This is a genomic window from Gillisella vitis, from assembly GCF_001541345.2.
Taxonomy (GTDB): Bacteria; Pseudomonadota; Alphaproteobacteria; order Rhizobiales; family Rhizobiaceae; genus Allorhizobium; species Allorhizobium vitis.
Genome location: NZ_LMVL02000006.1, coordinates 42,393 through 67,615, shown reverse-complemented (window position 1 = coordinate 67,615; position 25,223 = coordinate 42,393). Strand labels below are relative to the sequence as shown.

Genomic DNA, 25,223 nt, shown 5'->3' with positions numbered 1-25,223 from the left:
CTGTTCCCATTTTCCGGTCAGATGTTGCAAGTCTACGAACTCAGTCCGAACCTCGCTTTAAGCCAGACGAGAAGGTCATCTAAAAATGTGAACACCACTGGGATGACCAGGAGGCTCAAGAAGGTTGAGGTCAACAACCCGCCAATCACGACAATGCCCATCGGCTGACGAAAGCTCGAATCGCCAGCGACGAGGCTGAGCGCTGCTGGTGCCATGCCGCCAGCCATGGCGATTGTGGTCATAATGATCGGACGCGCACGTTTGTGACACGCATCGACAAGGGCATCGTAGCGAGACATGCCTCCTCGGCGTGCCTCAATCGCATACTCCACGAGCAGAATGGAGTTTTTGGAGACGATTCCGATCAAAAGGAGCAGACCAATCACCGCAGGCATCGAGAAGCTGGTGCCGGTGAGCACAAGCGGCAGCATAGCCCCGCCAAGCGCCAGCGGAATTGCCATCAGGATTGTGACCGGCTGCAGGAAATCATGGAAGAGGAGAACAAGAACGGCGTAGATGCAGAAGATGCCAACGGCTATCGCTGTCGCAAAACTGTTGAACAACTCAGTTTGGCGCTTCAATTCGCCCTGTTCGACAAATTTTACGCCTTGTGGCAAGTTTCTATAGCCTGGCAATTGGGCGGCCTCAGCGGTGACTTCGGACAGGCTCCTGCCATTCAGCTCAATGGTGAGTGTGACATTGCGCGATCGGTCGAGCCGATTGATTTCGCTTGGGCTGGACCCAATTGAAATATCAGCAATTGCCCCAAGGGCAACATTGCCAGCGCTGCCCTCAACCGGGATAAGAGATATTGCGTCCAGTGACTGGCGATTTGTTGTGTCCAGCATGACCCGGATATTGATCTGACGTTCTGGAAGATTAAGCTTGGACAGCGCGGTATCATACGCTCCTGCCGTCGCCACGCGAATAGCCTGAGCAATCGCCTTGGACGTCACGCCCAAGGACGCGGCTTTCGCCAAATCCGGTTTGATGATGATCTCTGGCGACTGCATGGCAGCAGAGGATGTCACGTTGCCAATGCCTGACAATGTGCGCAGACCCGTCTCGAGGCTAGCGGCGGCCTTTTCCAAAATTTCGGAATCATCCCCTGACAAGGTGAGCGTGAGCTCCGTGCCATTGCCACCAGTGCCTGTTTCGAGGCGCAGGCCCGGCACTTTTTCCAAAGCTTTTCGTAAATCGGCTTCGATTTGTGACTGCTTGACATCGCGCTCGCCAATCGGTGTCAGGTTGACAACAATCGTGGCACTGTTGGTGCTGGATGTTGTGGTGCTGCTTGCACCTCCTCCGGTGGAGGCTGTCCCTGTTGCTTGAAACACCGAGGTAACATGATCAACCTTGGCGATGATCTCGGACGCCTTTCGAGACGCTTCGTCCGTTGTCTCAATCGTCGATCCCGTCGGCGTCGTGATGGTGACCTTGGTTTGCGCATCATCAGATGCCGGAAAAAAGCCGGTCGACAAATGGCTCAGAAGCAGAAGCGTGAATGCCAAAAATCCGACAGTCCCCAGCACCGGTATCCAGCGACGCCGGAGCGCCCCTTTTACGAGCCAGAGATAGGACCGCATCAAACGACCGTCTTCTTTTTCTTCTGTACTGCCTGGCTTTAATATGTAAGCCGCCATCATCGGCGTGACCAATCGCGCGACCAGAAGAGAAGCAAGAACAGCCACTGAGGCCGTGATGCCGAATTGCTTGAAGATGATGCCAACCACCCCGCCCATGAAGGCGGTCGGCAAAAACACGGCGACCAATGTGAAGGTTGTGGCGATAACCGCCAAGCCGATCTCGTTTGCCGCTTCCATGGCAGCATCGAAGGGGCTTTTTCCCATTCTCAGGTGTCGCTCGATATTCTCGATTTCGACGATCGCATCATCGACAAGAATACCGACGACCAGGGACAGCGCCAACAGCGTGATCGTGTTCAGCGTGTAGCCACAAAAATACATGGCAAGGAATGTCGGTATAATCGACAGCGGCAGAGCGACCGCCGCCAGAAGTGTTGCACGCCAATCGCGCAGGAACATCCAGACCACCAAGACTGCGATGACCGCACCCTCGTAGATCATGTCCATGGACGATTCATAATTTTGCTCGGTCGGAACAATGGTGTTGTAGGCTTCCTCGATCGTCACCTGCGGATTGGCCGCAGCAAAGGCCTTCATTGCTGTACGGACATCATCGGTGACGGCGATATCGGAATAGCCCTTCGACCTTTTAATCTGCGCGGCAATGACGGGTTTGCCATTGAGATAGGCAAGCGAGGTCAAATCGCTTTGGGAATCGGTTACTGTGCCGAGTTCGTCCAGCCTGACCCAACTGCCCTTTGGCAGTGGGACAGGCATTGCGCGCAGTTCATCGGCAGTTTCTGCCGCAACCACGGTACGCACAGACTGGCTTTCACCGCCAATTAGTCCTTTGCCGCCAGACAGATAGGTTTGCACGGCTTCAAGCTGGGTGTTCACGTCATTGGCGGTCAATCCCAGGCTGTCGAGCATGTTAGAGTTGAGTTCTACCCTGATCTCCCGATCGATGCCGCCCAAACGGCCAACTTCACCCACGCCTTTGACAGCCATCAGTGCTTTTGACATGTCGTTATCGATAAACCACGACAGTTCTGCATCGTCCAGTTTGTCGGAATGCACCACGAAGGTAATCAGCGGAGAAGAATTCAACGATTGCTTTGAGACCGTTGGATCATCCATATCTTGTGGCAGGTCGCTTTTTGCTTGATCGACAGCGCTTTTGACCTCGTCCAATGCGGCTTGCGTGTCTTTCCCAACCTCAAAAGCGACTGAAATGCTTACTGAGCCGTCCGTGATCGTCGTGGTCACTGAATCCAGCTTGCTCAGGCCGGTCAGTTTGTCCTCGATCTTCCGGGCGACTTCCGTTTCAAGCTGGGCTGCTGCCGCCCCGTCCAGCGTCGCGCTGATATTGATGGTTGGAAGATCCATATCCGGGAAGTTTTGGATGTCGAGACGATTGAACGCCCAAAGGCCGCAGGCCGTCAACAATGCAAAAAGCAGCAACGGCGGGACGGGGTTGCGAATAGACCAAGAGGAGAAATTCACTTCGATTCCTCCTTCGTCACGGCATCATTGTTGTCTACAACGTGGACAATAGAGCCGTCTGCCAGGAATACACCGCCTGACGCCACAACGTCTTCGGTCTTCTCAATTCCTGAAGTTATTTCGACGCGATCATCCTGCCGCCGTCCAAGCTTTACCCGCTTGCGTGTCACCGTTTTTTTGTCTGCCGAGTTCAAAACGAACACATATGAGAAGCCGTCCTTGAGAATGACGGCCGCGGCGGGCACGGTGAGCGCATCCGTGTGGTTGAATTCAAAGTAACCGCTGGCCAGAACGCCGATTTTTGGTGCTTCAATCCCTTGAGTGGGTTGCAGCGTCACATAGACGATCACGCGACCATTGTCGGTTGACATCGAAGGTGCCACCATCCTGACCTCACCGTGCGCATCGCCACGCGGCGTTGGGATGACGGCTTTTGTTCCGACCTTGACATCAGCCAGCCGATTAAATGGCAATTCTGCCTTCCATTCGATACGATTTTGCCGGATCAGCTTGAACAACTCGCCACCGGCGGTGACGACATCTCCAAGAGATGCGGAGCGTTCGGATATAACCCCGTCGTCCACTGCGTAAACCTTGGTCCTGTCCAAGGTGAGTTGGGACGATGCCAACGCAGCCCGCGCCGAAAAGAGGGAGGCTTTGGCTTTACGCTCGGTAATCAGATATTCTTTTATTTGTTGGCTTGATAATGCGCCAGAACTCGTCAATCCTCGGGCGCGGTCACCATTCGCTATTGCTTGATCAAGATCGGCTTCCGCTTTTTCAACATTCGCCTGTTGTTGCTCCAGGTCAGCTTGGGCAGATTCCGGCGCAAACTGCACCAGCAAATCGCCCTTTTTCACGTATGAACCAACATCTGCTTTAACATCGGTGACCTTCATACCGCTGGTTTCTGCTGCGATTGTCGCTTCATGCCAGGCGGCAAGACGACCACTTGCGGGGATAATCACGGGCCAAAGCAAAACCTCCGGCTTGACCAAGCTCACGCTCAGTGCGGCTGCTTGATCCGTCTTTTGTTCACTATCCTGGCTTCGGGCAGCGAAGGTGACCATGACAAAGGACCCCATGGCGAGGATCGCCGCGAGAGAGCGGATAGAAAATTTGCTCATCAATAAATTCCCATTGCAGAGGTCGGCGTACCCACAAGGGCGATGCATTCGCCTCCCGGAGACGTGCGGGGTGCGACCCAAGAGCGGACGATGTCGCGCTTGATTTCAATGAAGGTGATAGCAGGAGGGCACGCATCGCTATGTGGTGCGTTCACTCGAAAGCACGCCGTATTAACGTCGATAGCAGTCGCCCAAAAATCAGGCGTTATCGCAATATCAGAATCCACAATAGCGTCGTCACTCAACTGCTTGTCCGAAAGACTTTCGCGTCCCTTCAAACTTAGCAATGCCGTGGTGGCGAAGATCGATATGGACTTGATAATGGTACTCCGCTTGAATTGGTGGTGCCCTAGCATTCGGGCGCACTATAAGCATCTTCGTGTTAATGTCAGTTAAGAATATGTAAAAATATGTAAAGATGCCCGATCTGGTGTCTGCACACCTAGTAATGTAGCTGTGTTGCTCCTGTTGCCCAGTTGCCAGGTTTAGCAGTGATGGTACCTATGCCAGGAGTATCATCTCCCGGCCTTCTGGAAATATGCGTTTGCGAGATCGTTGCAGTCATTATTCCATCGCTCTATCAGGCAGCCAACCTTAAAATTCCTCGGTCTTCATAAACTCTAGCTGTACCGAAAACCGTCTGCGATCACGCGACTGCATGTCGCCACAAATATGGCGCCATTCGCCCAAGGCGTCGGTCTGAACTTCCCGCCTGTCTGCTGGAGGTTTCCAACCCCGCAACGGTGCCACAGCGGCATACGATCCCAAAGTTTCCATTGGTAGTCCGCGTGATGATCGCTCGGTGCAAAAGGCCATCGCCGAAGCTGTTTTTCATCTCGAGAACGCAAAATACAGAAATTGGAGCAAATGAGTTGGAACACTCAACGCTAGATCGTTGTTAGGTCAATACGACAATCATGGAGGTTCCAATGAAACATCTGGCTATAGCGTCGCTTGCTCTCATCCTTGCGGGACCCGCCCTGGCACAATCTGCAGCCGAGACGTCCGGCGTCAATTCCCTGATCGGCGTTGCCCCGAAGACAGAAGATTTCGTGAAGGAGGCAGCCACCAGCGACATGTTTGAGATCGCCTCAAGCAAGCTTGCAATCGAGCGCGGTGATGCCTCGACAAAGGCATTTGCGCAGAAGATGCTGTCCGATCACCAGAAAACCACTGACGAACTGAAGGCATTGATCGCCAGCGGAAAGGTCAAAGCCCCACTTCCTCAGGCGATGACATCAAGCCAGCAGACCATGCTCGACAAGCTGAATGGCTTACAAGGTGAAGACTTCAACAAGCAGTACCACGCCGATCAGGAATCCGTCCATGAAGATGCGGTCGATCTTTTCAAGCGTTACGGTGAGGACGGCGATAATGCCGATCTCAAGACCTGGGCCGCGACAACACGACCGGCACTGGACCATCATCTCATGATGGTGAAGGATCTCAACACGTAAGCGGTTTGACATGAACGCTGGCACGGCTGGCCGATGAAGAGGCCAGAGCGCTGATGCTTATCAGATCTGGGACCAGTGAAAATCCCGGCCAGCCAAATCAGGAGTGGTAAGATGCAGACTAAAGATCAGAAATCGAAAGTCGAGCAGGATGCGCGCGGCCGATCCGAAAGCAACCATGCGGGTGGCTCGAACGATGGAGTTAGCAGCGCAAAACCACGCGTCATTACCCATTCGGATGATGCCACCGTGAACAGCAAGCCCCCTGGTCGCAAGCAAGCCAAGGACTGGGATATCAATTACGATGATCGCGACATGAACGACGGCGAGTTTCGAGGGTAACGCACCCCCCTGGTCCGCAAGGCGCAAAATTCTGGAACGGCGGTAAAACGCGATGCTATGCGCTACCGCCTGTCTTTCTGCGTGGCCATGATTGATCTCGCCATTGGCCGTTCAACCGTCCGATCAATAACCGCTGGCCAGTCTACATTATCGGGTTTTTGCTCTCATTTTGGCTGTCACCATTCGGATTTGCGCCGACTGGACCACCGCGATCCACTAATCATTCGAGGAGATATTTTATGAAAGCACTGTGCTGGCATGGCAAGGGCGACATCCGCTGCGACAGCGTTCCAGATCCACAAATTGAAGACGGCCGTGACGTCATCATCAAGATGACCGCATGTGCAATTTGCGGCTCAGATCTGCATCTCATGGACGGCTACATTCCCTTTATGGAAAAGGGTGATATTCTTGGCCACGAGTTCATGGGCGAGGTCGTTGAAGTCGGTCGCGACAACAAGAAACTGAAGGTCGGCGACAGGGTCGTCGTACCCTTCACTATCTGTTGTGGTGAATGCCAGCAGTGTCTTAAAGGCAACTGGTCTGTCTGCGAACGCACCAACCGCACTGCCGATAACGCAACCAAGGCATTCGGTTATCCGACCGCCGGTCTGTTCGGCTACTCGCACCTGACTGGCGCCTATGCCGGCGGTCAGGCTGAGTATGTTCGCGTTCCCTACGCCGATGTTTCCCCAATCGTCATTCCCAATGGGATGACCGATGAACAGGCACTGTTTCTGGGCGACATTTTCCCAACCGGGTGGATGGCCGCAGCCAACTGTGAGATCGAACCGACGGATATCGTCGCCATCTGGGGCTGTGGCCCGGTTGGCCAGTTTTGTATCAAAAGTGCGTTTATGCAGGGGGCGGCACGCGTTATCGCGATCGATAACGTTCCTGAGCGTCTGGCGCTGGCGCAGCAAGCCGGAGCAGAGATCATCAATTTCGACGATGAGGACGCAACCATCCCGGATCGGATCAAGGAAATGACCGGTGGTCATGGCGCCGATAAATGCATTGATGCCGTTGGTGCGGAATCGCACGCGACGGCCTCGTTCGATGCAATTGTTGATAAAGTGAAGGCAGCCACATTGCTTGGCACGGATCGTCCACATGCCCTGCGAGCCGCGATCATGGCCTGCCGTCCGGGTGGAATCGTGTCAGTTCCTGGCGTTTATGGCGGTTTCCTCGACAAGATCCCTTTTGGGGCTGCGATGAACAAGGGCTTGACGATCCGCACTGGCCAGACCCATGTGAACCGGTATTCGCTCGATCTGCTTCGCCGCATCGAGGAAGGGGAAATCGACCCGAGTTTCATCATCACGCATCGGGCGAAGCTCGAGGACGGCCCAGCCCTCTACGAAACATTCCGAGACAAGAAGGATAACTGCATTAAAGTCGTACTGACGGCGTAAGACGGTGGATGCTGGGGCGGACGCCCTCAAGGACGTGCCTCAAAGTTTCGATGCCAAAGCATGGCATCGAAACTTTCCTTTAAAAAGTGTTGGCTACGGCCCCGTCTCTCATCAAACCCTTCATCTTCAGGGCGTTCTCAATTGCAGCGCCGGACGCGGTATTATCGAAGACGCACCAGCTATCCGGGGCTAGCAGCTTTGAAAACGAGCTTATCTCGTCGTCCTTGTAGCTCGAATAGTAGATTTTCGGCTTACCGTGCAAACGGACATAGCAGGGAGCTTCTTTAAAGTCTTCTAGCGGCCACACCGGCGCCGGGTCGGCAAGAACGCGACCTATCTCGTATGTCTTGAGCAGGTCTGTCACCTCCGTCGATGTCCAGCTTTTATGCCGTACCTCGATCACGATCCGTCCGGAATCGGCGTCCCGCATTGTCTTAAATGCAGCTTCGATCTTCTCGCCATTGAACGATAGAGATGGCGGCAATTGGCAAAGCAACGGACCGCGTTTCTCTCCAAGAGGCGCTATATCCTCGAGAAATGTCCCGAACGGCTCCTCAATATCTTGCATAGCCCGGGTATGGGTGATCTCTTTGGGGATCTTGACCGAAAATCGGAAACTGTCGGGCACGGACTCGGCCCACCGCACGAAGGTCGATGTCTTGTGCCGTCGATAGAAGGTCGAGTTGATTTCCACGCCGTTGAATATTGACGCATATCTCGTCAATCCGCTGCCTTCCTCGGCAAATCGGTCGGCAACTGTTTTCGGAATCGACCAGGCAGCGGTTGCTATGATCGGCATATCGATTATCTCCTAATGAGCCGTTCACGCTTGCTTTCCCTAGGGGAACCGTCGACGCCATCACAGAGTTCCAGAACTGTTTGGCAGCCGACGGGAATGAGTATGCTGGACGTTTGAAGAACGAGTTCAAGCGTGGGTTATGACTGACACGCGAAAAATGATGCTTCCTCCAACACGCGGAACGACCAGGCGATTGGGAGAGCGGCGATGAGCCAACAAAGGCAGGCGTCTCAAGGCGCATCGATGAGTTGAAGTCATCGCTCGACGTGGAACTAGGCAAGCGTGTCTATACTGATATGGATGGGGTTGAGGCCATCGACCTTACTCCATAAGATCGTCATCGGTACCGTTGGGCTGCGCCGGCTTGATCTCGCTTTGCACGGCATATCTACTCAGCAGTCCAGCATCTTCAAGCGCTTCGATGTCTGGCAGGTCACGCAATGTCTCCATATCGAAGGCGGACAGGAAGTGTTTGGTGGTTACATAGGTATAGGGCGCACCAGGGGTCGGACTGCGAGGCCCTGAGGCAATGAAACCAGCGCCCCGGAGCGCTGCAATGGTATCGCGGCTGACCTCCTTGCCGAAGATCTTGCTCAGTTCCGACCGGGTAACCGGCTGGAAATACCCCACCGCCATCAACACCATCGCCTCAAACTCCGACAACTTCGCTGATGCGCCGCGCGTTGGAGCAGTTGAGGCGCGTATCGTCTCAGCGTACCGCACCCGAGTTCGGTGTTGCCAACCACCGGCGACCGACACAAGTTCGTAGGGTCGGGAACAAAGTTCCTCGATGAGATCGTCAATCAGCAGATCGATGCTGCACTCTTTTCCCACCACCCGCGCCAAAGTCTCCCGGCTGACCGGCTCGGCTGAGGCAAAGATCACCGCCTCGATTCTCAGCATCCATTCCCGCCAGCGCAGTTCCGGCGGCAGGTCCTTTAGCTCCCGATCAAACAGCCGTTCGGCTGCGGCGTTCGCCCTTTCCTTGCGGGATTGTTTGGCTGTAGGGGATCCGGCCATCATTACAGTCCAAACACCCGGAAAGAGGAACGACCGGAGAGTTCGCGCACCGCTTCAAAGCTTTCCAGCCGCTCGAACAGCCGGTTGGCCGCCCAGCGGGAGAGACCGCTGCCAGGCGCCGAGGCCAGCACGGCATCTTCGTTCAGCAATCTGCGGATCACCGGATCGGCACCTTTGGTGCGAACCTTCGGTGCGACAGCCAGCAGCTGTGCCGCGCGTCGATCAACATCAACGGCGGAACGGAGTGCTGCGTCAACTCCATCGACCAGTGCCAGGCAGATCGCCTTTGGATAAGTTGGCTCGCCCGGACGAACGCGACCCCGACCACCGATTGTTCGGAAGGACGGACCAAAACGTTCAGGCAGTAGCACTGGTACGGGTTTTGGCCACTTCAGTTTTTGGGAAAGAACGACGTCGGCCAACCCAAGGGCCAGCACTTCAGTGTCCGGGCGGAGTGCGCAAATCGCTACTATCAGGTCCACTGCCACGAAGGGCACCGCTCGCCCGGATTGAATCGCAGAATCCACCACGTCGGCAATAGAGGCAAGCCCGTTGTCCCAGTGAAGATCCAACAGCGCGGCAAGCTCTTGTATAAATGGTGTGGTGATCGTCCCGGTTTGGCGCGACAGCATTCGTGTAGCCAAAAACAGCTTACCGGCGGGGCCCGGATCGTCACCGGGTGCCGTCAATAAAAGCGCGTCACGCAACGCGTGTTCGTCCTCGCTGCGGCCATACATTCTGGCGGCGATGGCAGCCGACTTCAGGGCAAGGCGGTCGCGCCAGCAGCCGAGCCAAGGCGGATCGCCCCGTATCAGATCGTCAAGCGATTTCAGAGCGATACCGGCAGAGAACGCCGCGTCGGATTCGGGAATGTCGCGATCACGCAAGAAGGCCCAGCCTGGAATACGAGGTGACCAGCTCGAGGGCGGCTCTGAGGTGGGGGTGCGCGAATCCATGTGAAAGAGGATAGATCAGGGGCGCGGTTTAATCCAGAGAGATTGCCATAACCGCACATTCTTTCGTGCTGGTTCCAACTCGATAATCAACATTCGGAACTTCTTGCCCGGCTAAAGGGTTGTGGGGATGTAACAATCCTCACCTCAATATGCAGAACATCCAGGTAATGGAGTTCCCCTGTCTGAAAGACACGATCATGAACAAGGTTCTTGCAAGCGCGATTACCGTGACGATGACATGGATGATGACTGCGGTCGGTGCTTACGCCGACGAGTCCGCTTTCTTGAAAACACTGGCGGGAAGCTGGAGCGGCAAAGGAACGGTCAAGGTGCGCACGAATGCACCCACGATCAACGTCACCTGCAGATTCAAATCAAACACAACGGCTCAATCGCTGGCATTGAATGGACGCTGTACGAGCCTCGTTGTGTTTTCTCGCGCCATCAGCGCCGATTTGAAGATCAACGGCGTGACCTATAGCGGCTCTTACGTGGGTGCGGGTACGGGCGTCGCGGGCCTGAACGGCAAACGCGGTGGAGATGCCATAAACCTTGCAATCAATTGGGCGAAAGAGGTCAATGGTGATCGACGCGCGCAGATGACAATCGAAAAAGTTGGAGCTTCCGGCATGCGCCTGACGACTGTGGATACCGATCCGGCTACAGGGAAGTCGATCGTTACCAGTCGGATCGACCTGCGTCGGGGCTGACCACTTCATCACGGAAGCGGGGTCATTCTGAAACGAAAAAGCTCGCTAATTCGGCGCGAAAATCAACAACGGCCCTTGCAACGCGCCAAGCGTTTCGTGGTAATACGGGTTTAAAAACTCCCTGCCAGATTGACCTGCGCTGCGCTTGACCGCAGACCTTTGCCAAACTCGCCGGAATAACTGAACGTCAGGCGGGCCGACTTCGAAAGCCTGGTGGAAATCCCGAACTTCGCCAGCAGAGCATCCTTTGGCATTTCCACGCCTTCGACGACAAATGGTGTGCCGCCAGCAAATGCAAGATTGGAATACGGCGCCACGTCGCCTTCGATATGCCGCCAGCCCAGCATGCCGGAGACGGCAACAGGGAAATTGTCTTCCGGCCACCTCCAAGACCAGCGCAGGCCGATCGTGGAGATTGCAATCTCGTCACTGCTTTTTGCTGCCAACAGGCTCGCATCGCCGCCATTTTCGCGGAAAGCATCAGTCTTGAGATTGACATAGGCTAAGTTGCCGAAGGGCTGGAGCTTGATCGTATCAAGTTCATGCGTCCAAGAGAGATCTGCGAAAACCTGGCTGGTGACACTGGCATAGTCAGCGGTGAGCTGGCTGGAAATCGTTCCAAAGGAGATATCGCGCAGGGTTGATGCGTCGTTATGGGAAAAGATGGCGCCGCCAATAACGTTCAAGGCGCCAATATCACCCGTAGCATAGAGACCTGCGTGATAGGACTCGGTCTTCCCCTGCTCGAACGAGTCATGACTGTAACCCACCAAGCCGCCGAGACGCCACGGGTCGGAGACCGACGCATCCACTCCCATGACGACGCCTGCGGTGCGGGTATCGATTCCGGCTGCATTTCCATTCCCTGACCAACTGTTGGACGATAGAAAGCTGTTGCTCCAGACCGTCACATCCTCCTTGCGCTGATCAAGATCCAAGGCCATTTCGTCAAGCACCGCGTCGCGTGCAAAACGGCTCTCCCACAGCAGCGCGGTTTTGAGCGAGGCATGAACTTCACCGCTCAATTGCGAGAAGGCGCTGTTCGCAGTGGAGGAGTTCAGTGATAGGACCGCATCGTAAATCGAGTTTCCTGTCCCCAAGGCTTCAACGGCAACAGCGGTTGCCTGGCCGTTTGCGGTATCCGCGACATCTTCGAATGCTACACTATTGCGGTCGAGCTGCATGTCTATCGTGGTGACACCATAGGTCAACGTTGGCGTCAGGAAAGCGAAATCACTTGAAACGCTGTCGAAGGTGCCAGTGATGCGGCTTGCAGTCAGGATGGTATAGGTGGTTGTCAGCCCGTAATTGCCACCTGCCGCTCTAATTTCAAGCGTTCCCCCTTGGATGGAGACCGTGCCTGTCGCATCCACCCGGTCAGAGGCACCGTTGGCATTGATGTCGATCTGGTAGATCGACCCTGTGCGAAAGGTCACATCACCATCGACGGTGAGCGTTCCTATGTCTCGCCCAGGGGAAAGTATACCGCCTGCGTTGACGAAAAGCTCGCCAATGGTCCCGTTGCCTGAAAGAAGTCCGCCCTCATCGATGACGACTGCTCCGGCGACGGTTCCATCGTTGATCAGCGAACCGCTTGCAATCGTGGCCGTTCCATCAATCGTGCCGGTATTGGAAAAGATGCCGCCAGTGTTGACGAGCGCGGCGATTGTTCCGTCGTTCGAGGCGCTGCCAGAATTGGTAACCGTGCCTGCCACAGCGCCATTGTTGTTGATGAATTCGCCCGCCGCCTCATTATCGACATCAGCCAATGTGGCATTGTTGACAACACGACCTCCGCTGACCGTCGTTGTACCCGTAACGGTACCGCCAGAATTGTTCGTGAAAGTACCGTCATCGTTTTGAAGCGCCGCGACGGTCCCCGCATTGGTCACCGTGCCAGAGTTTTTTATAGTGCCAGCGGTTGCTCCAGAGTTGTTGACGAATAGTGCGGCGACAGCAACGTCCGCATCGGTGATGACGAAGTTGTTGGTGACGGTTCCGCCTGTGATTGTTGATTTGCCGGTAATCGTACCGCCTGCATTGTTGGTAAAATTTCCAGCCGTATTGGTCAGGCTCTCGATGGTCCCGGCATTCGACGAATTGCCTGCATTGACGACGACACCGGCGGTGGCACCGCTGGCATTGGTGAATGTTGCACCTGCTGCAACATCGACGTTGTGAAGCGTGGCGTTGTTCGTCACGCTGCCACCGGTAATAGTGCTATCCCCCGTAACCACCCCGCCGACATCATTGGTGAATGTACCGGCATCGTTCTGTAGCGAGGCAATGGTTCCCGCATTGACGACGGTGCCTGAATTCCTGACTGCGCCGGCTGTTGCACCGGTGTTGTTGACGAATGCCGCCGCCGCCGCGACATCGGCTTCGGTAACGACGAAATTGTTGGTGACGGTTCCACCCGAAACCGTCGTCTTTCCCGAAATTGTCCCGCCGGCATTATTGGTAAAATTTCCGGCGGTATTGGTCAGGCTTCCGATCGTTCCGGCGTTGGATGCCGTCCCGGCATTGGTAACTTCGCCCGCGGTCGCGCCGCTATTATTGACGAAGGTCCCGCCTGTGGAGATATTGACCTCGTCAACAGTGCCATTGTTGGACAGCGCGGTCCCTGTCTCTACCATGGCACCACTGAGCTCACCGTTTACGGTGACGTTGCCGTTGTTGAGCGTCAACTGGCCATTGAGGTTGCCATTGATGGAAAGGCTACCGCCATCAAGGCTGACGTTCGAGTTCATCACCCCGCCCGCATTGACGCTAACGCTGCCTGAGGTGATCGTGGTGCCGTTCGTGGCGGTCAATGCACCTGTGTCGGTGATGGTGACGTTTCCTCCATCAACGTCCAGACGATTGACTGTCACCTCGTTGGTGACTTGTGGAGAGCCTGTATCGACATGCGCATCATCGCTAGCCCCTGGCGCCGAGGGGATCCAGTTCGATGCATTGCTAAATTCGTTGTCAGCGTTTCCGGACCATGCCGATTGCGCGAAGCAATGCGTGGGCAACACAGTGGAGGCCAGTGCTGTGAACACACATAATCGGTGACGGAATGCTGGCAGCAATGGTTTCATCTCGATCGGCCAACGTTAGCGGACGCCCGTATACATCTACGGGACGGTTAACGATTGTTATCCGAGCTTGGTTAATGAAATCCTCCATTTTCCATCGGGAGATCATCTTCGATGATTTGGAGTGATCGGTCACGATGCACAACCGATCTGACGTAAGCAGCGTTAGGCTAGCCCTTGGATATCGTTTGTTTCTTCAGCCATTTTAGCACTTGGATCTCGCCTTCGTCCATCCATTGAAGAAGGCGTTCACTCGTGGTTTTCAACTTAAGGACATCACGAAGCGTACCCGTTTGGAAGTCTTCGAACACGGCGGGATGTATGTAGGAAGACCGACAGACAGATCGTGTATTGACCAGCTTCGCAGCGACTGCGTCAATCGCTTCATTGAGTTGGCGGGCCAGTTCGCGTTTCGTCGTAGCGGGCTCGGCAGAAGCCAGTGCCTCCACTGCCATGCACGTTGCGCCCCACGTCCTGAACTGGCGTGAACTAAAATCGTCACCTGTCATCTCTCGGATATAGGCATTCACATCATGCGAGGAGATCGGTCTGCATCCGCCTTGATCGCAAACGTATTGAAAAAGATGCTGCCCTGGAAGTTCCTGTAGTTTTCGCAGGACATTGGCGATCCGCCGGTCACTATGGGCAAGGTTCCATTCCTTGCCGGATTTGCCTTTGAACCGAAACTTAACGCTGGCGCCTTCGACCCGCACGTGACGACTGCGCAACGTGGTCAGGCCGAACGACTTGTTCGCCTCTGCATAGGCAGCGTTTCCGATCCTGATATAGAGGTTATCGAGCATCCATACGACGGTTGCCAACGCCTTGTCGAGGTTAAGGCCACGCGAACGAAGATCGATGTCGACCCTCTCGCGCAGGTCTGGAAGTCGGGACGCGAAATCGGCCAACCGTTCGAACTTGGCTTTACCTCGTTCGGCGTGCCAGTCTTTATGATATCGATATTGCCGACGCCCTCTCGCATCCGTGCCGATTGCCTGAAGGTGTGAGAACGGATTGGTCGAGATGACGACGTCTGTATAGGCGGGCGGTATTGCCAGCGAATTTAGACGAGCAATCTCATCAGCCTGGGTAATTCGCCGCCCGTCTGGCCGGTAATAGAGGAAGCCTCTGGCACCCATCTTCCGGGTTATCCCGGTCTCCAATCCTGCAACATAAACGAGCCCGGACGTAAGCTCGGCTTCGGTCGCGTTTCTATCGATTTCGGTGGTGATCTGGTTCATTCCCGAAATAACTATGGAACGGCCTGCGGGTTCCATGATCAGGCTGACGCAGACAGCGATCGGCATTTCAATTGCCGGGATGACGCCAACTGGCCGAACGGCGGCGGGTTCTTGTAAGCAGCTTTTGACACGTCACGCCATAGCTCTCTACCTGCGAGGGCGGCCTATATTTGAGCACGCATTTTGCTTCAAGCCCGAAATTTGAACAAAAACCACAAAAACCACATAGAGAATTGTCGCAAACGCCATCTGAATCGGTGATGTGGTTGCGTGGCACGCAAATTGCTTTGACTGATTTGACCGTTTTGGCGGTTCTGTGAGTTTCTATAAGAAAAGGGGAACCTATGAGTTCAGAGATCAATCGCCGTCGCTTCCTGCAAGGAACCGTCGGGGCGGCCGCTGCCGCAGGCTTTATGCAGATGAACCCCGACTTCTTCATTTCCTCCGCCTTTGCCCAGTCGGGCAAGGTCATGACGTTTCTCTCTGCCGAAAATATCACCGGCAACTGGGACCCGACGGCCCACACGACGCTCTCGCAGAAAAATATCGAGGGGTTCGTCATGGGCTTTCTGACGCGCTCGCCAATGAAGCTCGATAATCCCGGTGAGGTGGTCTACGAACTGGCAACCGACATCAAACTGCTGGATGCACATCGGTTGCAGATCAAGCTGCGACAGGGCATCACGTTCCATGATGGCAAGCCTTTCAAGGCCGAAGATGTCAAGGCCACTTTTGAATATGGCTCCAGGGCCGATCGTCCGGCCCAATGGTATCCAGGGCCGACCGAAACCCTCACGATTGAGACACCGGACGATTACACCGTCATCATCGACACGTCCAAGGGTGGTTATCCGGCCCATCTCTTCATCTTCCTCGCCTCTTTCCTTCCCATCATGTCGGCAAGAGACGTTGCAGGCGGTCCAGGTGGTGTTCTCTCTCAACGCTTGAATGGCACGGGACCGTTCAAATTCGTTGAGCAGCGCGGCAATGACACGGTAATGGCCGCTTTCGATGGCTATTTCAAAGGCAAGCCAGGCATTCCCGGCATCAACTTTACCTTCACTGGCGATTCCACCACGCGTATGCTGTCGCTGATGAATGGTCAGGCTTCGATTGTCGAGCGTCTGGAGCCAGAACAGGTGGCGACGCTGAAAGGCAATCCGCAAATCGCCATCAACGAGGTTGTTTCGGTTGAAAACAAATATCTTTGGTTCCGGTGCTCCAAGCCGCCTTTCAACGATCCGCGGGTGCGGCTGGCAGCTTGCCACGCCATCGACCGTGACATGATCCTCGAAGTGCTCGGATCGGCAGGTCATGCGTCGTCCAACTTCGTGTCGCCAGTCAAGTTCGGCTATGTCGATCTGGAAAATTATCCGAAATACGATCCAGAAAAGTGCCAGGCACTGCTTGCTGAAGCAGGCTTTCCAAACGGCAAGGGCTTGCCACCGCTCGAATATATTACCTCGGTTGGGTTCTATCCCAAGACCAAGGAATATGGCGAGGTGCTGACAGGCATGCTGAACGAACAGGGCTTCCCCGTCAGCCTGACCGTGCTGGAGCCTGCGGCATGGAACGAACAATTGTACGATCGCCCAGGCGGCGGACCCGGCCATATGGTCGATTGCGGCTGGTCAACGGCATCACCGGAGCCCGATCTTGTTCTGCGAACGCACTTCCATTCAAGCTCCAAGCGCATTTGCGGCATTGTCGACAAGGACATTGATGCAAGCCTCGACAAGGAGCGCAATGCTGCAACCCTGGAAGAGCGCAAGAAAGTTCTGCAATCCGAAACGATGCCTTTGATCGCTTCGAAAATGCCGGCCCTATCGCTGTTCACCTCTGTCATGATCCACGCCATGCAAAAGGAGTTCAAGGAAGGCCTCTACATTTATCCAGACGGGTCCATGGACGCTTCAAAGCCCGCTGCATGATGCTGCATCGGACGTAAGACTGGCCGCACGCCGGAGATTTCAGCGTGCGGCGACCATCAGGACCGAAGCGGAGTGCATGCCGATGTTCGCATTGAATTTCCTCGTCAGACGGCTGTTTCAAGGTGCGATTATTATTTTTCTGGTGTCTTTGCTGATCTTCACCCTGCTTCGGGTGGTGCCAGGCGATCCCGTGCGCATGATGGCGGGCGGCATGGCCCCTGAAGCCCTGATCGAGAAAATCGCCAAGGATATGGGATTGCGTGATCCGATCCTCGTTCAGTTCGGGCGCTATATGTCTGGCGTGGTGCAGGGTGATCTTGGCGAATCCTTTGTGCGCCCCGCCAATGGCGCGGCAACAGGCGGCTCGAGTTTCAACGATACAACGCGCGGCGAGCGCGCCAAGGTTTTCACTCTGATTTTTGGTGCCTTGCCCATGACCTTGCAACTTGCAGCGGTCACGCTTGTCATCGCCCTGATATTTTCCAGTATTGTCGGCGTGGCCGGAGGGTTGGCACCGGGGCGATGGCCGGACAAGCTGGCCTTCTATATCTCCTCGATCTTCATATCCCTGCCGAATTTCTGGCTCGGAATCGTGCTTGCCTTGCTGTTTTCGGTCAAGCTCGGCTGGCTTCCGGCCATCGGCTATCAGGGTTTTGCCTATACGATCCTGCCCGCCATCGTCCTGGCTGTCGAACTTGCGCCGGTGTTGATCCGCACGCTGGTCAGTTCCGTCTCCGCCCAGATGATGGAGCCTTACGTGTCGGTTGGGCGGGTTCGCGGCCTGAGCAACAGCCGCATCATTGCCAATCATGCGCTGCGCAATGCGTCCGTGCCGCTGCTCAATCTGCTGGGCGTGCAATTTTCCAGCCTGCTCGGCGGCGTGATCATCGTTGAATATATCTTCGATTACCCCGGCCTTGGCCTGCTGACCATCAACGCCGTGCTGCAACGGGATTTTCCGCTGATCCAGGGCATTGCCATCGTTACCAGCGCCATCTTCGTGCTGATCAACATCCTCGTTGATCTTGTTGCCACCACCATTGATCCGAGGCTCGAATACTGATGACCTTCACCAGCCCAGCCCCTTCGGCCATCATGGCACCTGCCCTGTCCCGATCGATCCCCCGACGGATCTATGACAAGGCCTCTTCCACACCGGGTTTTCGCATTGGCGTTGCCATCTTTCTGCTGCTGGCTCTCGCAGCGGCACTCTATCCCGAACTGAGCGGTCTCGACCCGACAAAAATGAACGTGCGTGCCCGGCTGCTTCCCCCCCTGTTCATTGGTGAGACCTGGAGTTTTGCCCATCCACTTGGCACCGATCAGATTGGTCGTGACATGCTGGTCCGCTCACTGGTGGGCTTGCGCTATTCGTTTCTGATTGGCGTATCCTCTGTCGTGGTGATGCTGATTATCGGTTGCGCGCTTGGCACGCTTGCCGGCTATTTTGGCGGACGCACCGATGCAATCATCATGCGCCTGACCGATGCGCAACTATCGATCCCGATGATCATTCTGGCCATCTCGGTTCTGGGCGTATCGCGTCCGACCATTCCGGCGATCATTCTTGTACTAGGGCTATCCAATTGGCCGGTCTATGCCCGCATCATGCGTAGCATTGTGATGACGGAGCGACAGGGGGAATATGTCCGTGCCTCAAAGCTCGGTGGCTCCACAGACCTGCGCATTATCCTGACGCTGCTCGTGCCGCTACTGCTGCCGCCCGTGCTGTTCATCTCGGTGCTGGATGTGGCGCGGATGATGATTTTCGAATCCATTCTGGGCTTTCTTGGCCTTGGTGTTCAGCCACCGACGCCGACCTTTGGCAATATCATCGCGGATGGACGCAAATATCTGCTCAACGCCTGGTGGATTGCCACCATGCCCGGAATTTTCCTCGGCCTGATGCTCACCAGTATCAATCTGGTTGGCGCATCGCTGGAACGGGCAAGAAACACCATTCACGGAGGCGCTGAATAATGACACCCCCGCTTCTTGAACTCAAAGATCTAGTGGTCACGGCTGGCCACGCCGAACAGCGCCGGATTCTTGACGGCATATCGTTCAAATTACAGCCCCGCGAGATCGTTGGCGTTGTTGGTGCCAGCGGTGCGGGCAAAACGGTATTGTCAAAGGCCGTGGTCAACTGGTTGGAGCCGCCGCTGAGCGTGCAGTCGGGACAGGTGCTGTTTGAGGGCACAGATATTTTTGCTATTGGTGCGGCAGAAATGCGCAAATTGCGTCGCCGCGTGGCCTATGTCGGGTCTAACCCAATGGGGGCTCTTGATCCGACCTTGTCGGTTGGTGCTCAGATTGTTGAAAAGCTGCGGGCCGTTGTTCCCGGCACCTCGTATGGGGATGCGGAAAAGCGGGTGATTTCCTTGCTGGAGGCCGTGCGAATTCCCTCAGCACGCAGCCGCTTTGATGATTACCCATCCCAGTTCAGTGGCGGGATGATGCAGCGAGCCCTGATTGTCGATGCGCTGATTACCAATCCGGCGCTGCTGATTGCCGATAACGTCACCCAACCGCTGGATGTGACGGTGGCGGCGCAGGTGATCCGTTTGATGAAAGAGCTGACGGCTGATTTCGATACGGCCGTTTTGTTTGTTTCCTCCTCTCTTCCGGTAGCGCGTGAAGCCTGTTCGCGCATTCTCGTCATGGAGGATGGCCGGATCGTTGAAGAACAGTCGGCAGAAAACCTGATTGCCACACCAATCTATCCCTACACACGCGAACTGGTGGCCCAGACGCCGAAAATCTGGCTTGAAAAAAACGCTGTTGCACGCCTCGACGATGACAGGCCGGTGGTGATCAGCCTGCGTGACGCCTCACAGATCTACAAGGTTCGCAAGAAGACCGGCCTTGGCGGGGTCAACAACGTGCGGGCGGTGCGCAATGTGACGTTTGATATTCGCAGAGGTGACAGTTTCGCCATTGTTGGCGAATCCGGCTGCGGTAAATCCACGCTGATGCGGCTGTTGAGCCGTCTCGAACGTCCAAGCTCCGGTCAGGTTCTGTGCAAAGACAAAGACATTGCCCAGCTGGGCGGCAAGGACCTTTTGGCGTTTCGCAGCACGCTGCAAATGGTGTTGCAGGACCCCTTCGGCTCTCTGCCGCCCCGCACCACCGTTGGCCGCATGCTGGAAGAGCCGCTACGAACCCATGGATGGCGTGACAAGGCAACAATCCGTACGCGCGTGCTGAAGGTGATGGGCGAGGTTGGCCTGCCTGCTGCGCTCTATGAGGAGTTACCACTGGGGCTCAGCGCCGGTCAGCGTCAACGCATCAATGTGGCGCGCGCTCTGGTGCTGGAACCTGAAATTCTGATCATGGATGAAACACTGTCGGCGCTCGATCAGGCCGAGCAGTTCAAATTGCTTGACCTGTTCCAGACGTTGCAGAAGGACTACAACCTCACCTATATTTTCATCTCCCATGATCTGGCCATGGTCCGCAAGGTCTGCAACCGTGTGGCGGTGATGTATCTGGGTGAGGTGTTTGAACTGGCGGAAAACGAGCGGTTGTTTTTCGATCCGGGCCATCCCTATACAAAAGCGCTGCTCAGCGCCATGCCAACGCTGGAAGAGCGGCGCTACCAGCCGCAGGAATGCCTGCTGGAAGGCGAGCCGCCCAGCCCGATCCACATTCCGGACGGATGCAGCTTTAAGTCGCGCTGTCCGCATGCCATGGAAAAATGCAGCACAATCAGTCCAAGTCTGACCGACAGGGGAGAACAGGATTTTGCCGCCTGTCATCTCGTCAATCCGATTTTTGGAACAGTGCCGGACAAAGGATTGCTTGCAGAGGCTAGCCCCTGACGAAAGACAGACTCCATATTGAAACAGGCAGAGAACAGCAGGAAAAAACAAGCCCATGAGTTTTACGGAAAACCGCATCAAACACATTCTGGAGATGCTGAAACTGCATCAAAGAGTGACTGTTGTTGCACTGTCCGAGCAGTTGCAGGTCAGCCATGAATCCATCCGTCGCGATTTGAAGGAATTGGAGATCCGTGGCTATGCGCGTCGGGTCTATGGTGGCGCCGTGATCGACGGACATGACAGCGACCAACCGTTCGGTGAGCGTATCCGGGTCAGCGCCCGGGAAAAAGCCCGCATCGGTGAGGCTGCGGCCTCCATGGTCGAAAACGGCATGAAGATTTTCATCGATACCGGCACCACGACACTGGCCTGCCTGAAACATCTAGAATCCCGCAGGGATGTGACAATCGTCAGCAATTCCATTGCGGTTGCGGCCCATTTTTTCCCCTACCCCGATGCCAGTGTGCGCGTTCTGGGCGGTCGCATGCGACCGGAATATCAGGCGACGTACGGTCACGAGACGGTTGCTGCCCTCAAGGAGCATTTTTTCGACCTGGCGATCATCGCCATCAGTGCCATCCATCTGGAACGGGGCTTTATGGACTTTGGCGAGGATGAAGCCGTCCTGCGCCGCATTGCCCGTGGGCAGGCCAGCCGCTCCATCATCGTGGCGGACAGTTCAAAATTCGGACGGCTTGGCTCTATCCATACCTTTGGCCTGAGCGACATTGACGCCGTGGTGACCAGCGGTGTGCTGCCCAAAGACTTTTCCGATTATTTTTCGCAATCAAACGTGGACATCATCAATGCCTGAAGCGTCTCCAAAATCATCCAAAGCGCCTATTAATACCAAGAGGTTTCAGGCGATGGTCGATACATTGTCTTCCTTCGGCGGCGGTCCGGACGGTTCCATGAACCGGCTTACATTGTCGCAGGAAGATGGCAGGGCGCGCGACTGGCTTGCGTCCTGGTTTGCTGAAAATGGGTTTGTTCAATCCGTGGACGCCATTGGCAATCAGTTTGGTTCAGCACCGCTGGCCGGGGCAAATGCCCCTGTTGTCATGGTTGGTTCTCACATTGACAGCCAGCCGAATGGTGGGCGTTTTGATGGAGCACTGGGTGTCGTTGCGGCCTGCGAGGCCGTTTTGGCGGTGCGCGAACGATTGGCGGCGGAAAATCGTCTTGCGGCCTGCAATTTCCAGGTCGTGAACTGGACAAATGAGGAAGGTGCGCGGTTTCAACCGAGCCTGTTGGGAAGCAGCGTTTTTACCGGTGCGGCCGAACTGGACTGGGCACTTGACAGGGCTGATGGCAACGGCGTCACGGTTCGCCAGTCGCTTCAGGAGATTGGCTATGCGGGCAAGGACAAGGTACCCGTGCCAGACGCCTTGATCGAGCTGCACATTGAAGGTGCAAGCACGCTGTTTAACGCTGAGGAGAAATTCGGGGCCTTCACCCGTTTCTGGGGGGCCACAAAATACCACCTCGCTTTTCTCGGCTGTCAGGCCCACACCGGTCCAACGCCGATGGCGGAGCGCAAGGATGCACTGTTGGGTGCCGCCTATCTGATGGCCGATCTGCGGGCCATGGTGGACGCTTACGGACTTGAACTTCACACCTCTGTTGGCCGTCTGGAGGTTTTTCCCAATTCGCCCAATATCGTTCCGGCGGAAGCCGTGTTGTTCATCGAGTTGCGATCTGCCTCGCCGGAGATTTTGGAGGAGGCCGAACAGAAGCTGAAGGTTGCCGCTGAAACTGCTGCTGCAAAAGCTAAAATCGATTATGAAATACGCTCCATTGACCGGCGCAAGGCAGGCAATTTTGCGTCCGGCCTGGTTTCTCTGGCGGAACAGACGGCCAAAAGCTATGGCGAACCGATGCGTCATCTCGATACGGTCGGCGGCCACGACGCCGTGGCGCTGTCTGCTGTTTGCCCAGCCGTGGTGCTTGCCGTGCGCAGCCAGAACGGCGTCATTCATCACCCCACGGAATACACGACACCGCAAGACCAGGCATTTGGCACGCAGGTTCTGGCCGACATGCTCTATCGCCTTGCCTGCGACGGGCTGGAGGCTGCGCAACACAATGAGGCGGCGCAATGAAACCACTCGGCACACCAGACAATGAAGATGAAGCCCGCGTTGAGCGCGCCTTATCGCGTTTCACCACCCTCCCCTTGCACACCCTGACCTACCGTGTCGCGCTGCCTGCCGTGGCTTCGCCGTCTTATCATGCGGTGGAATCCGTCACATTCGACATCGCGCCTGATGGCACTGAGCCGACATTGTTCCTGAAGGTGGCCGGAGATGAAACGAAAGAGCTGGTGGATGATGCCATCTCTTTTGCGGCGGCAACGCGCCTGCATGATCTCGGGTTTTCACCAAAACCAATTGCCTGCTCCCCCCCCGACAGGGCGATGCTTTGGGAGCGTCTGGGACAAGGCTGGCGGGCGGCGAAAATCGACGACCTCATGCACGAGGCTCCCGTATTGCAGTTGATCAAAATGCAGAAGGCGATTGCCGCAGGCCCATTATTGGGTAGGCCGTGGTCGGTCTTCGAGGGGATCGATGGGCTTTGGGCCATCATGCAAACTCTGCAAGCCCCGCTGCCGGGGGATGCGTCCTGGATGTATGCCTGGACCAGGACACTCCACTCCGCCATTTCTGCTGCTGGTGTTGATTTTTGTGCGGCTCACGGCGATCCGCATTCGTCCAATGTGATGATCGGTGCGTCCGGCCAATTGCAGCTGGTGGACTTCGATATGGCTGGTGACATGGACCCCTATTACCAGCTTGGGGTGCAGATGAATGAGCTTTACCAGTTTGAGAGCCAAATGAAGCCACTTCTTGAAATGCATGATGGGGCCTTTTCCACCAAGGCCTTTGCCCGCTGCCGCCTGTACGCGGCAGCCGATGATTTCTATTGGGCCTTGCGCAGCATGCTTCTGGAAATGCGCTCTCCCCGACGCAGCGTCGAGTTTCTGAAATATGCCGAATGGCGTTTCCTGCGGTGCAGAATGCTGTTGGGTCGTCCCGGATTTGAGGAACTGGTCAGGTCGATTTGAAACAGGAGTAGGATCATGAACGAAATTGGTATGGCGACCACCGATGCCGAGCACGCCGTGGAGGCTGCACTCACTCAAGTCGCAGGCTGGCAAGGCCGTAAACTGCGCTATCGAGCCGTTCTCGGCGGTATCAGCAACACCAATTTTCGCATTGAGGTGGAAGGAGATTCCCTCTCCTATTTCCTGAAAATTCCTGGCCGTGGTACGGAAATGTTTATTGACCGCAAGGCGGCGGCGGCGGCCAGCAAACAGGCCGAAACCATCGGCATTGGGCCGCGCACATTTGATTATCTCGCCCATTTGGACATTGAAATTGCAGAATTCATCGAAGGTCGCAGACCATCCACCCATCGTGACTTTGCCGACCCGCAGATCCGCCACAAAGCTGTTTCCCTCTATCGTGATTTTCACGCGGCGCCAGAACTGCCGCTGACCAAAACCGTCTTTGACATGATCGACGAGCACTATGCGCAAGTGGAAGAGTTGGGCGGCTATTGGCCCGTTGATCACACATGGCTGCAAGGGCAGTATAGACAGGCACGCATGGCTCTTGAGGCGTCCGGCCTCGATCTCGTTGCCTGTTTCAATGATCCGATGCCCGGCAACTTCCTGATTGGCGAGAACAAATCGATCAAGCTCATCGATTTCGAATATGCCTCCAACAATGAGCGCCTCTATGATCTGGCGATCTGGAGTGGGGAAATGTTCTTTTCGGAAGCAATCGATCGGGAAATCATCGAGGATTACTTCGGCTACTATGATACCGGCTATCATGCCCGCTTCATCGTGCTGAAGGCCTTGGCTGACATAAAGTGGAGCACCTGGGCCATGGTGCAGAACCGGATTTCAACGCTCGATTTCGATTTCTATAAATATGGAATCTGGAAACATATGCGCGCGCGCTCCATTATAAACGACCCTCGCTGGCCGCACTTTCTAAAATCCCTGTAAGAATTGATTTTCGCTTTTGGATCATCGTTGGTTAGGCGCGACATTATCTTCTGTACCCAGCAAAAAAATACGCACCTGAACTTTAATCGGGTCGCTCGCGTCAACCCAGAGGTTCCGCGGGATGTATCCGGGTGGTCGCATCAGTTGTTTTGGCGTCCAGAGATTCAGTTTCAAATGGTAAGATAAAACTTACCATCTCGTGCTAAAAATCGCTGATCCC

General features: G+C 55.5%; 20 protein-coding genes. 13 read left to right on the top strand and 7 right to left on the bottom strand.

Going from position 1 to position 25,223, the window contains the following annotated elements; translation table 11 throughout:
• Positions 1–32: 32 nt before the first annotated feature.
• Both ASB66_RS19870 and ASB66_RS19865 read right to left on the bottom strand, forming a co-directional pair.
• Positions 33–3,089 carry an efflux RND transporter permease subunit gene (locus ASB66_RS19870; protein ID WP_060719996.1) on the bottom strand — a complete coding sequence of 1,019 codons (3,057 nt, stop codon included), beginning with the start codon at positions 3,087–3,089 and terminating at the stop codon, positions 33–35.
• Positions 3,086–4,216: an efflux RND transporter periplasmic adaptor subunit gene (locus ASB66_RS19865; RefSeq protein ID WP_060719995.1), complete on the bottom strand. Its 1,131-nt coding sequence runs from the start codon at positions 4,214–4,216 to the stop codon at positions 3,086–3,088. Before ASB66_RS19865 ends, ASB66_RS19870 begins: the two co-directional genes overlap by 4 nt.
• A gap of 929 nt (positions 4,217–5,145) precedes the next feature.
• Between ASB66_RS19865 and ASB66_RS19855 the strand changes: the two genes are divergently transcribed.
• From ASB66_RS19855 to ASB66_RS19845, 3 genes are all read left to right on the top strand, one after another.
• Positions 5,146–5,673 carry a DUF4142 domain-containing protein gene (locus tag ASB66_RS19855; RefSeq protein WP_060719993.1) on the top strand — a complete coding sequence of 176 codons (528 nt, stop codon included), beginning with the start codon at positions 5,146–5,148 and terminating at the stop codon, positions 5,671–5,673.
• Between the two features lie 111 nt (positions 5,674–5,784).
• Positions 5,785–6,012, top strand: coding sequence for a hypothetical protein (locus ASB66_RS19850; RefSeq protein WP_060719992.1), 228 nt, complete (start codon positions 5,785–5,787; stop codon positions 6,010–6,012).
• A 239-nt stretch (positions 6,013–6,251) separates the two neighbouring features.
• Positions 6,252–7,427, top strand: coding sequence for a zinc-dependent alcohol dehydrogenase (locus ASB66_RS19845; protein ID WP_070166144.1), 1,176 nt, complete (start codon positions 6,252–6,254; stop codon positions 7,425–7,427).
• Positions 7,428–7,506: 79 nt separating this feature from the next.
• Here the strand turns inward: ASB66_RS19845 and ASB66_RS19840 are convergent, their stop codons facing one another.
• The 3 genes from ASB66_RS19840 to ASB66_RS19830 form a co-directional block, all read right to left on the bottom strand.
• Entirely contained in the window at positions 7,507–8,226 is a 720-nt protein-coding gene (locus ASB66_RS19840; protein ID WP_060719991.1) for a DUF72 domain-containing protein, read from the bottom strand.
• 321 nt (positions 8,227–8,547) lie between these two features.
• Positions 8,548–9,246: an SMC-Scp complex subunit ScpB gene (scpB, locus tag ASB66_RS19835; protein ID WP_060720106.1), complete on the bottom strand. Its 699-nt coding sequence runs from the start codon at positions 9,244–9,246 to the stop codon at positions 8,548–8,550.
• Positions 9,247–9,248: 2 nt separating this feature from the next.
• On the bottom strand, positions 9,249–10,202 hold the full coding sequence (locus tag ASB66_RS19830; RefSeq protein WP_060719990.1) for a DUF1403 family protein: 954 nt from the start codon (positions 10,200–10,202) through the stop codon (positions 9,249–9,251).
• Between the two features lie 197 nt (positions 10,203–10,399).
• On the opposite strand from ASB66_RS19830, the gene ASB66_RS19825 reads away from it, so the two are divergent.
• Entirely contained in the window at positions 10,400–10,912 is a 513-nt protein-coding gene (locus ASB66_RS19825) for a hypothetical protein (protein WP_060719989.1), read from the top strand.
• Between the two features lie 110 nt (positions 10,913–11,022).
• Here the strand turns inward: ASB66_RS19825 and ASB66_RS19820 are convergent, their stop codons facing one another.
• Together ASB66_RS19820 and ASB66_RS19815 are read right to left on the bottom strand one after the other, a co-directional pair.
• Complete coding sequence (locus tag ASB66_RS19820; RefSeq protein ID WP_234613925.1) at positions 11,023–13,785, bottom strand: autotransporter outer membrane beta-barrel domain-containing protein; 2,763 nt, start codon at positions 13,783–13,785, stop codon at positions 11,023–11,025.
• A gap of 377 nt (positions 13,786–14,162) precedes the next feature.
• Positions 14,163–15,233 (bottom strand): DNA topoisomerase IB, encoded by a 1,071-nt coding sequence (locus ASB66_RS19815; protein ID WP_060720105.1) that lies wholly within the window; start codon positions 15,231–15,233, stop codon positions 14,163–14,165.
• Between the two features lie 170 nt (positions 15,234–15,403).
• Here ASB66_RS19815 and ASB66_RS26305 point away from each other — a divergent pair, with 170 nt between their 5' ends.
• The 9 genes from ASB66_RS26305 (at position 15,404) to ASB66_RS19775 (ending at position 25,003) form a co-directional block, all read left to right on the top strand.
• Positions 15,404–15,553 (top strand): hypothetical protein, encoded by a 150-nt coding sequence (locus ASB66_RS26305; protein WP_156545127.1) that lies wholly within the window; start codon positions 15,404–15,406, stop codon positions 15,551–15,553.
• Between the two features lie 24 nt (positions 15,554–15,577).
• A complete protein-coding gene (locus ASB66_RS19810; RefSeq protein ID WP_060719987.1) occupies positions 15,578–17,164 on the top strand; it encodes an ABC transporter substrate-binding protein in 1,587 nt (528 codons plus the stop codon).
• A gap of 82 nt (positions 17,165–17,246) precedes the next feature.
• On the top strand, positions 17,247–18,227 hold the full coding sequence (locus ASB66_RS19805) for an ABC transporter permease (protein WP_060720104.1): 981 nt from the start codon (positions 17,247–17,249) through the stop codon (positions 18,225–18,227).
• Positions 18,227–19,144, top strand: a complete 918-nt coding sequence (locus tag ASB66_RS19800) for an ABC transporter permease (RefSeq protein WP_060719986.1) — start codon at positions 18,227–18,229, stop codon at positions 19,142–19,144. The genes ASB66_RS19805 and ASB66_RS19800 overlap by 1 nt, the downstream gene beginning before the upstream one ends.
• On the top strand, positions 19,144–20,985 hold the full coding sequence (locus ASB66_RS19795) for an ABC transporter ATP-binding protein (RefSeq protein WP_060719985.1): 1,842 nt from the start codon (positions 19,144–19,146) through the stop codon (positions 20,983–20,985). Before ASB66_RS19800 ends, ASB66_RS19795 begins: the two co-directional genes overlap by 1 nt.
• Positions 20,986–21,040: 55 nt before the next feature.
• Positions 21,041–21,802 carry a DeoR/GlpR family DNA-binding transcription regulator gene (locus tag ASB66_RS19790; RefSeq protein ID WP_060719984.1) on the top strand — a complete coding sequence of 254 codons (762 nt, stop codon included), beginning with the start codon at positions 21,041–21,043 and terminating at the stop codon, positions 21,800–21,802.
• Positions 21,795–23,090, top strand: coding sequence for a Zn-dependent hydrolase (locus tag ASB66_RS19785; RefSeq protein WP_060719983.1), 1,296 nt, complete (start codon positions 21,795–21,797; stop codon positions 23,088–23,090). Before ASB66_RS19790 ends, ASB66_RS19785 begins: the two co-directional genes overlap by 8 nt.
• Positions 23,087–24,052 carry a phosphotransferase gene (locus ASB66_RS19780; RefSeq protein ID WP_060719982.1) on the top strand — a complete coding sequence of 322 codons (966 nt, stop codon included), beginning with the start codon at positions 23,087–23,089 and terminating at the stop codon, positions 24,050–24,052. Before ASB66_RS19785 ends, ASB66_RS19780 begins: the two co-directional genes overlap by 4 nt.
• Positions 24,053–24,067: 15 nt before the next feature.
• Entirely contained in the window at positions 24,068–25,003 is a 936-nt protein-coding gene (locus ASB66_RS19775) for a choline/ethanolamine kinase family protein (protein WP_060719981.1), read from the top strand.
• Positions 25,004–25,223: the final 220 nt, after the last annotated feature.

Coding starts and splice junctions, on each gene's coding strand:
- ASB66_RS19850 (WP_060719992.1), top strand. CDS start 5,785: ATGCAGACTAAAGATCAGAAATCGAAAGTCGAGCAGGATGCGCGCGGC.
- ASB66_RS19845 (WP_070166144.1), top strand. CDS start 6,252: ATGAAAGCACTGTGCTGGCATGGCAAGGGCGACATCCGCTGCGACAGC.
- ASB66_RS19830 (WP_060719990.1), bottom strand. CDS start 10,202: ATGGATTCGCGCACCCCCACCTCAGAGCCGCCCTCGAGCTGGTCACCT.
- ASB66_RS19790 (WP_060719984.1), top strand. CDS start 21,041: ATGAGTTTTACGGAAAACCGCATCAAACACATTCTGGAGATGCTGAAA.
- ASB66_RS19865 (WP_060719995.1), bottom strand. CDS start 4,216: ATGAGCAAATTTTCTATCCGCTCTCTCGCGGCGATCCTCGCCATGGGG.
- ASB66_RS19815 (WP_060720105.1), bottom strand. CDS start 15,233: ATGAACCAGATCACCACCGAAATCGATAGAAACGCGACCGAAGCCGAG.
- ASB66_RS19795 (WP_060719985.1), top strand. CDS start 19,144: ATGACACCCCCGCTTCTTGAACTCAAAGATCTAGTGGTCACGGCTGGC.
- ASB66_RS19785 (WP_060719983.1), top strand. CDS start 21,795: ATGCCTGAAGCGTCTCCAAAATCATCCAAAGCGCCTATTAATACCAAG.
- ASB66_RS19825 (WP_060719989.1), top strand. CDS start 10,400: ATGAACAAGGTTCTTGCAAGCGCGATTACCGTGACGATGACATGGATG.
- ASB66_RS19805 (WP_060720104.1), top strand. CDS start 17,247: ATGTTCGCATTGAATTTCCTCGTCAGACGGCTGTTTCAAGGTGCGATT.
- ASB66_RS19840 (WP_060719991.1), bottom strand. CDS start 8,226: ATGCCGATCATAGCAACCGCTGCCTGGTCGATTCCGAAAACAGTTGCC.
- ASB66_RS19810 (WP_060719987.1), top strand. CDS start 15,578: ATGAGTTCAGAGATCAATCGCCGTCGCTTCCTGCAAGGAACCGTCGGG.
- ASB66_RS19780 (WP_060719982.1), top strand. CDS start 23,087: ATGAAACCACTCGGCACACCAGACAATGAAGATGAAGCCCGCGTTGAG.
- scpB (WP_060720106.1), bottom strand. CDS start 9,246: ATGGCCGGATCCCCTACAGCCAAACAATCCCGCAAGGAAAGGGCGAAC.
- ASB66_RS19800 (WP_060719986.1), top strand. CDS start 18,227: ATGACCTTCACCAGCCCAGCCCCTTCGGCCATCATGGCACCTGCCCTG.
- ASB66_RS19855 (WP_060719993.1), top strand. CDS start 5,146: ATGAAACATCTGGCTATAGCGTCGCTTGCTCTCATCCTTGCGGGACCC.
- ASB66_RS19775 (WP_060719981.1), top strand. CDS start 24,068: ATGAACGAAATTGGTATGGCGACCACCGATGCCGAGCACGCCGTGGAG.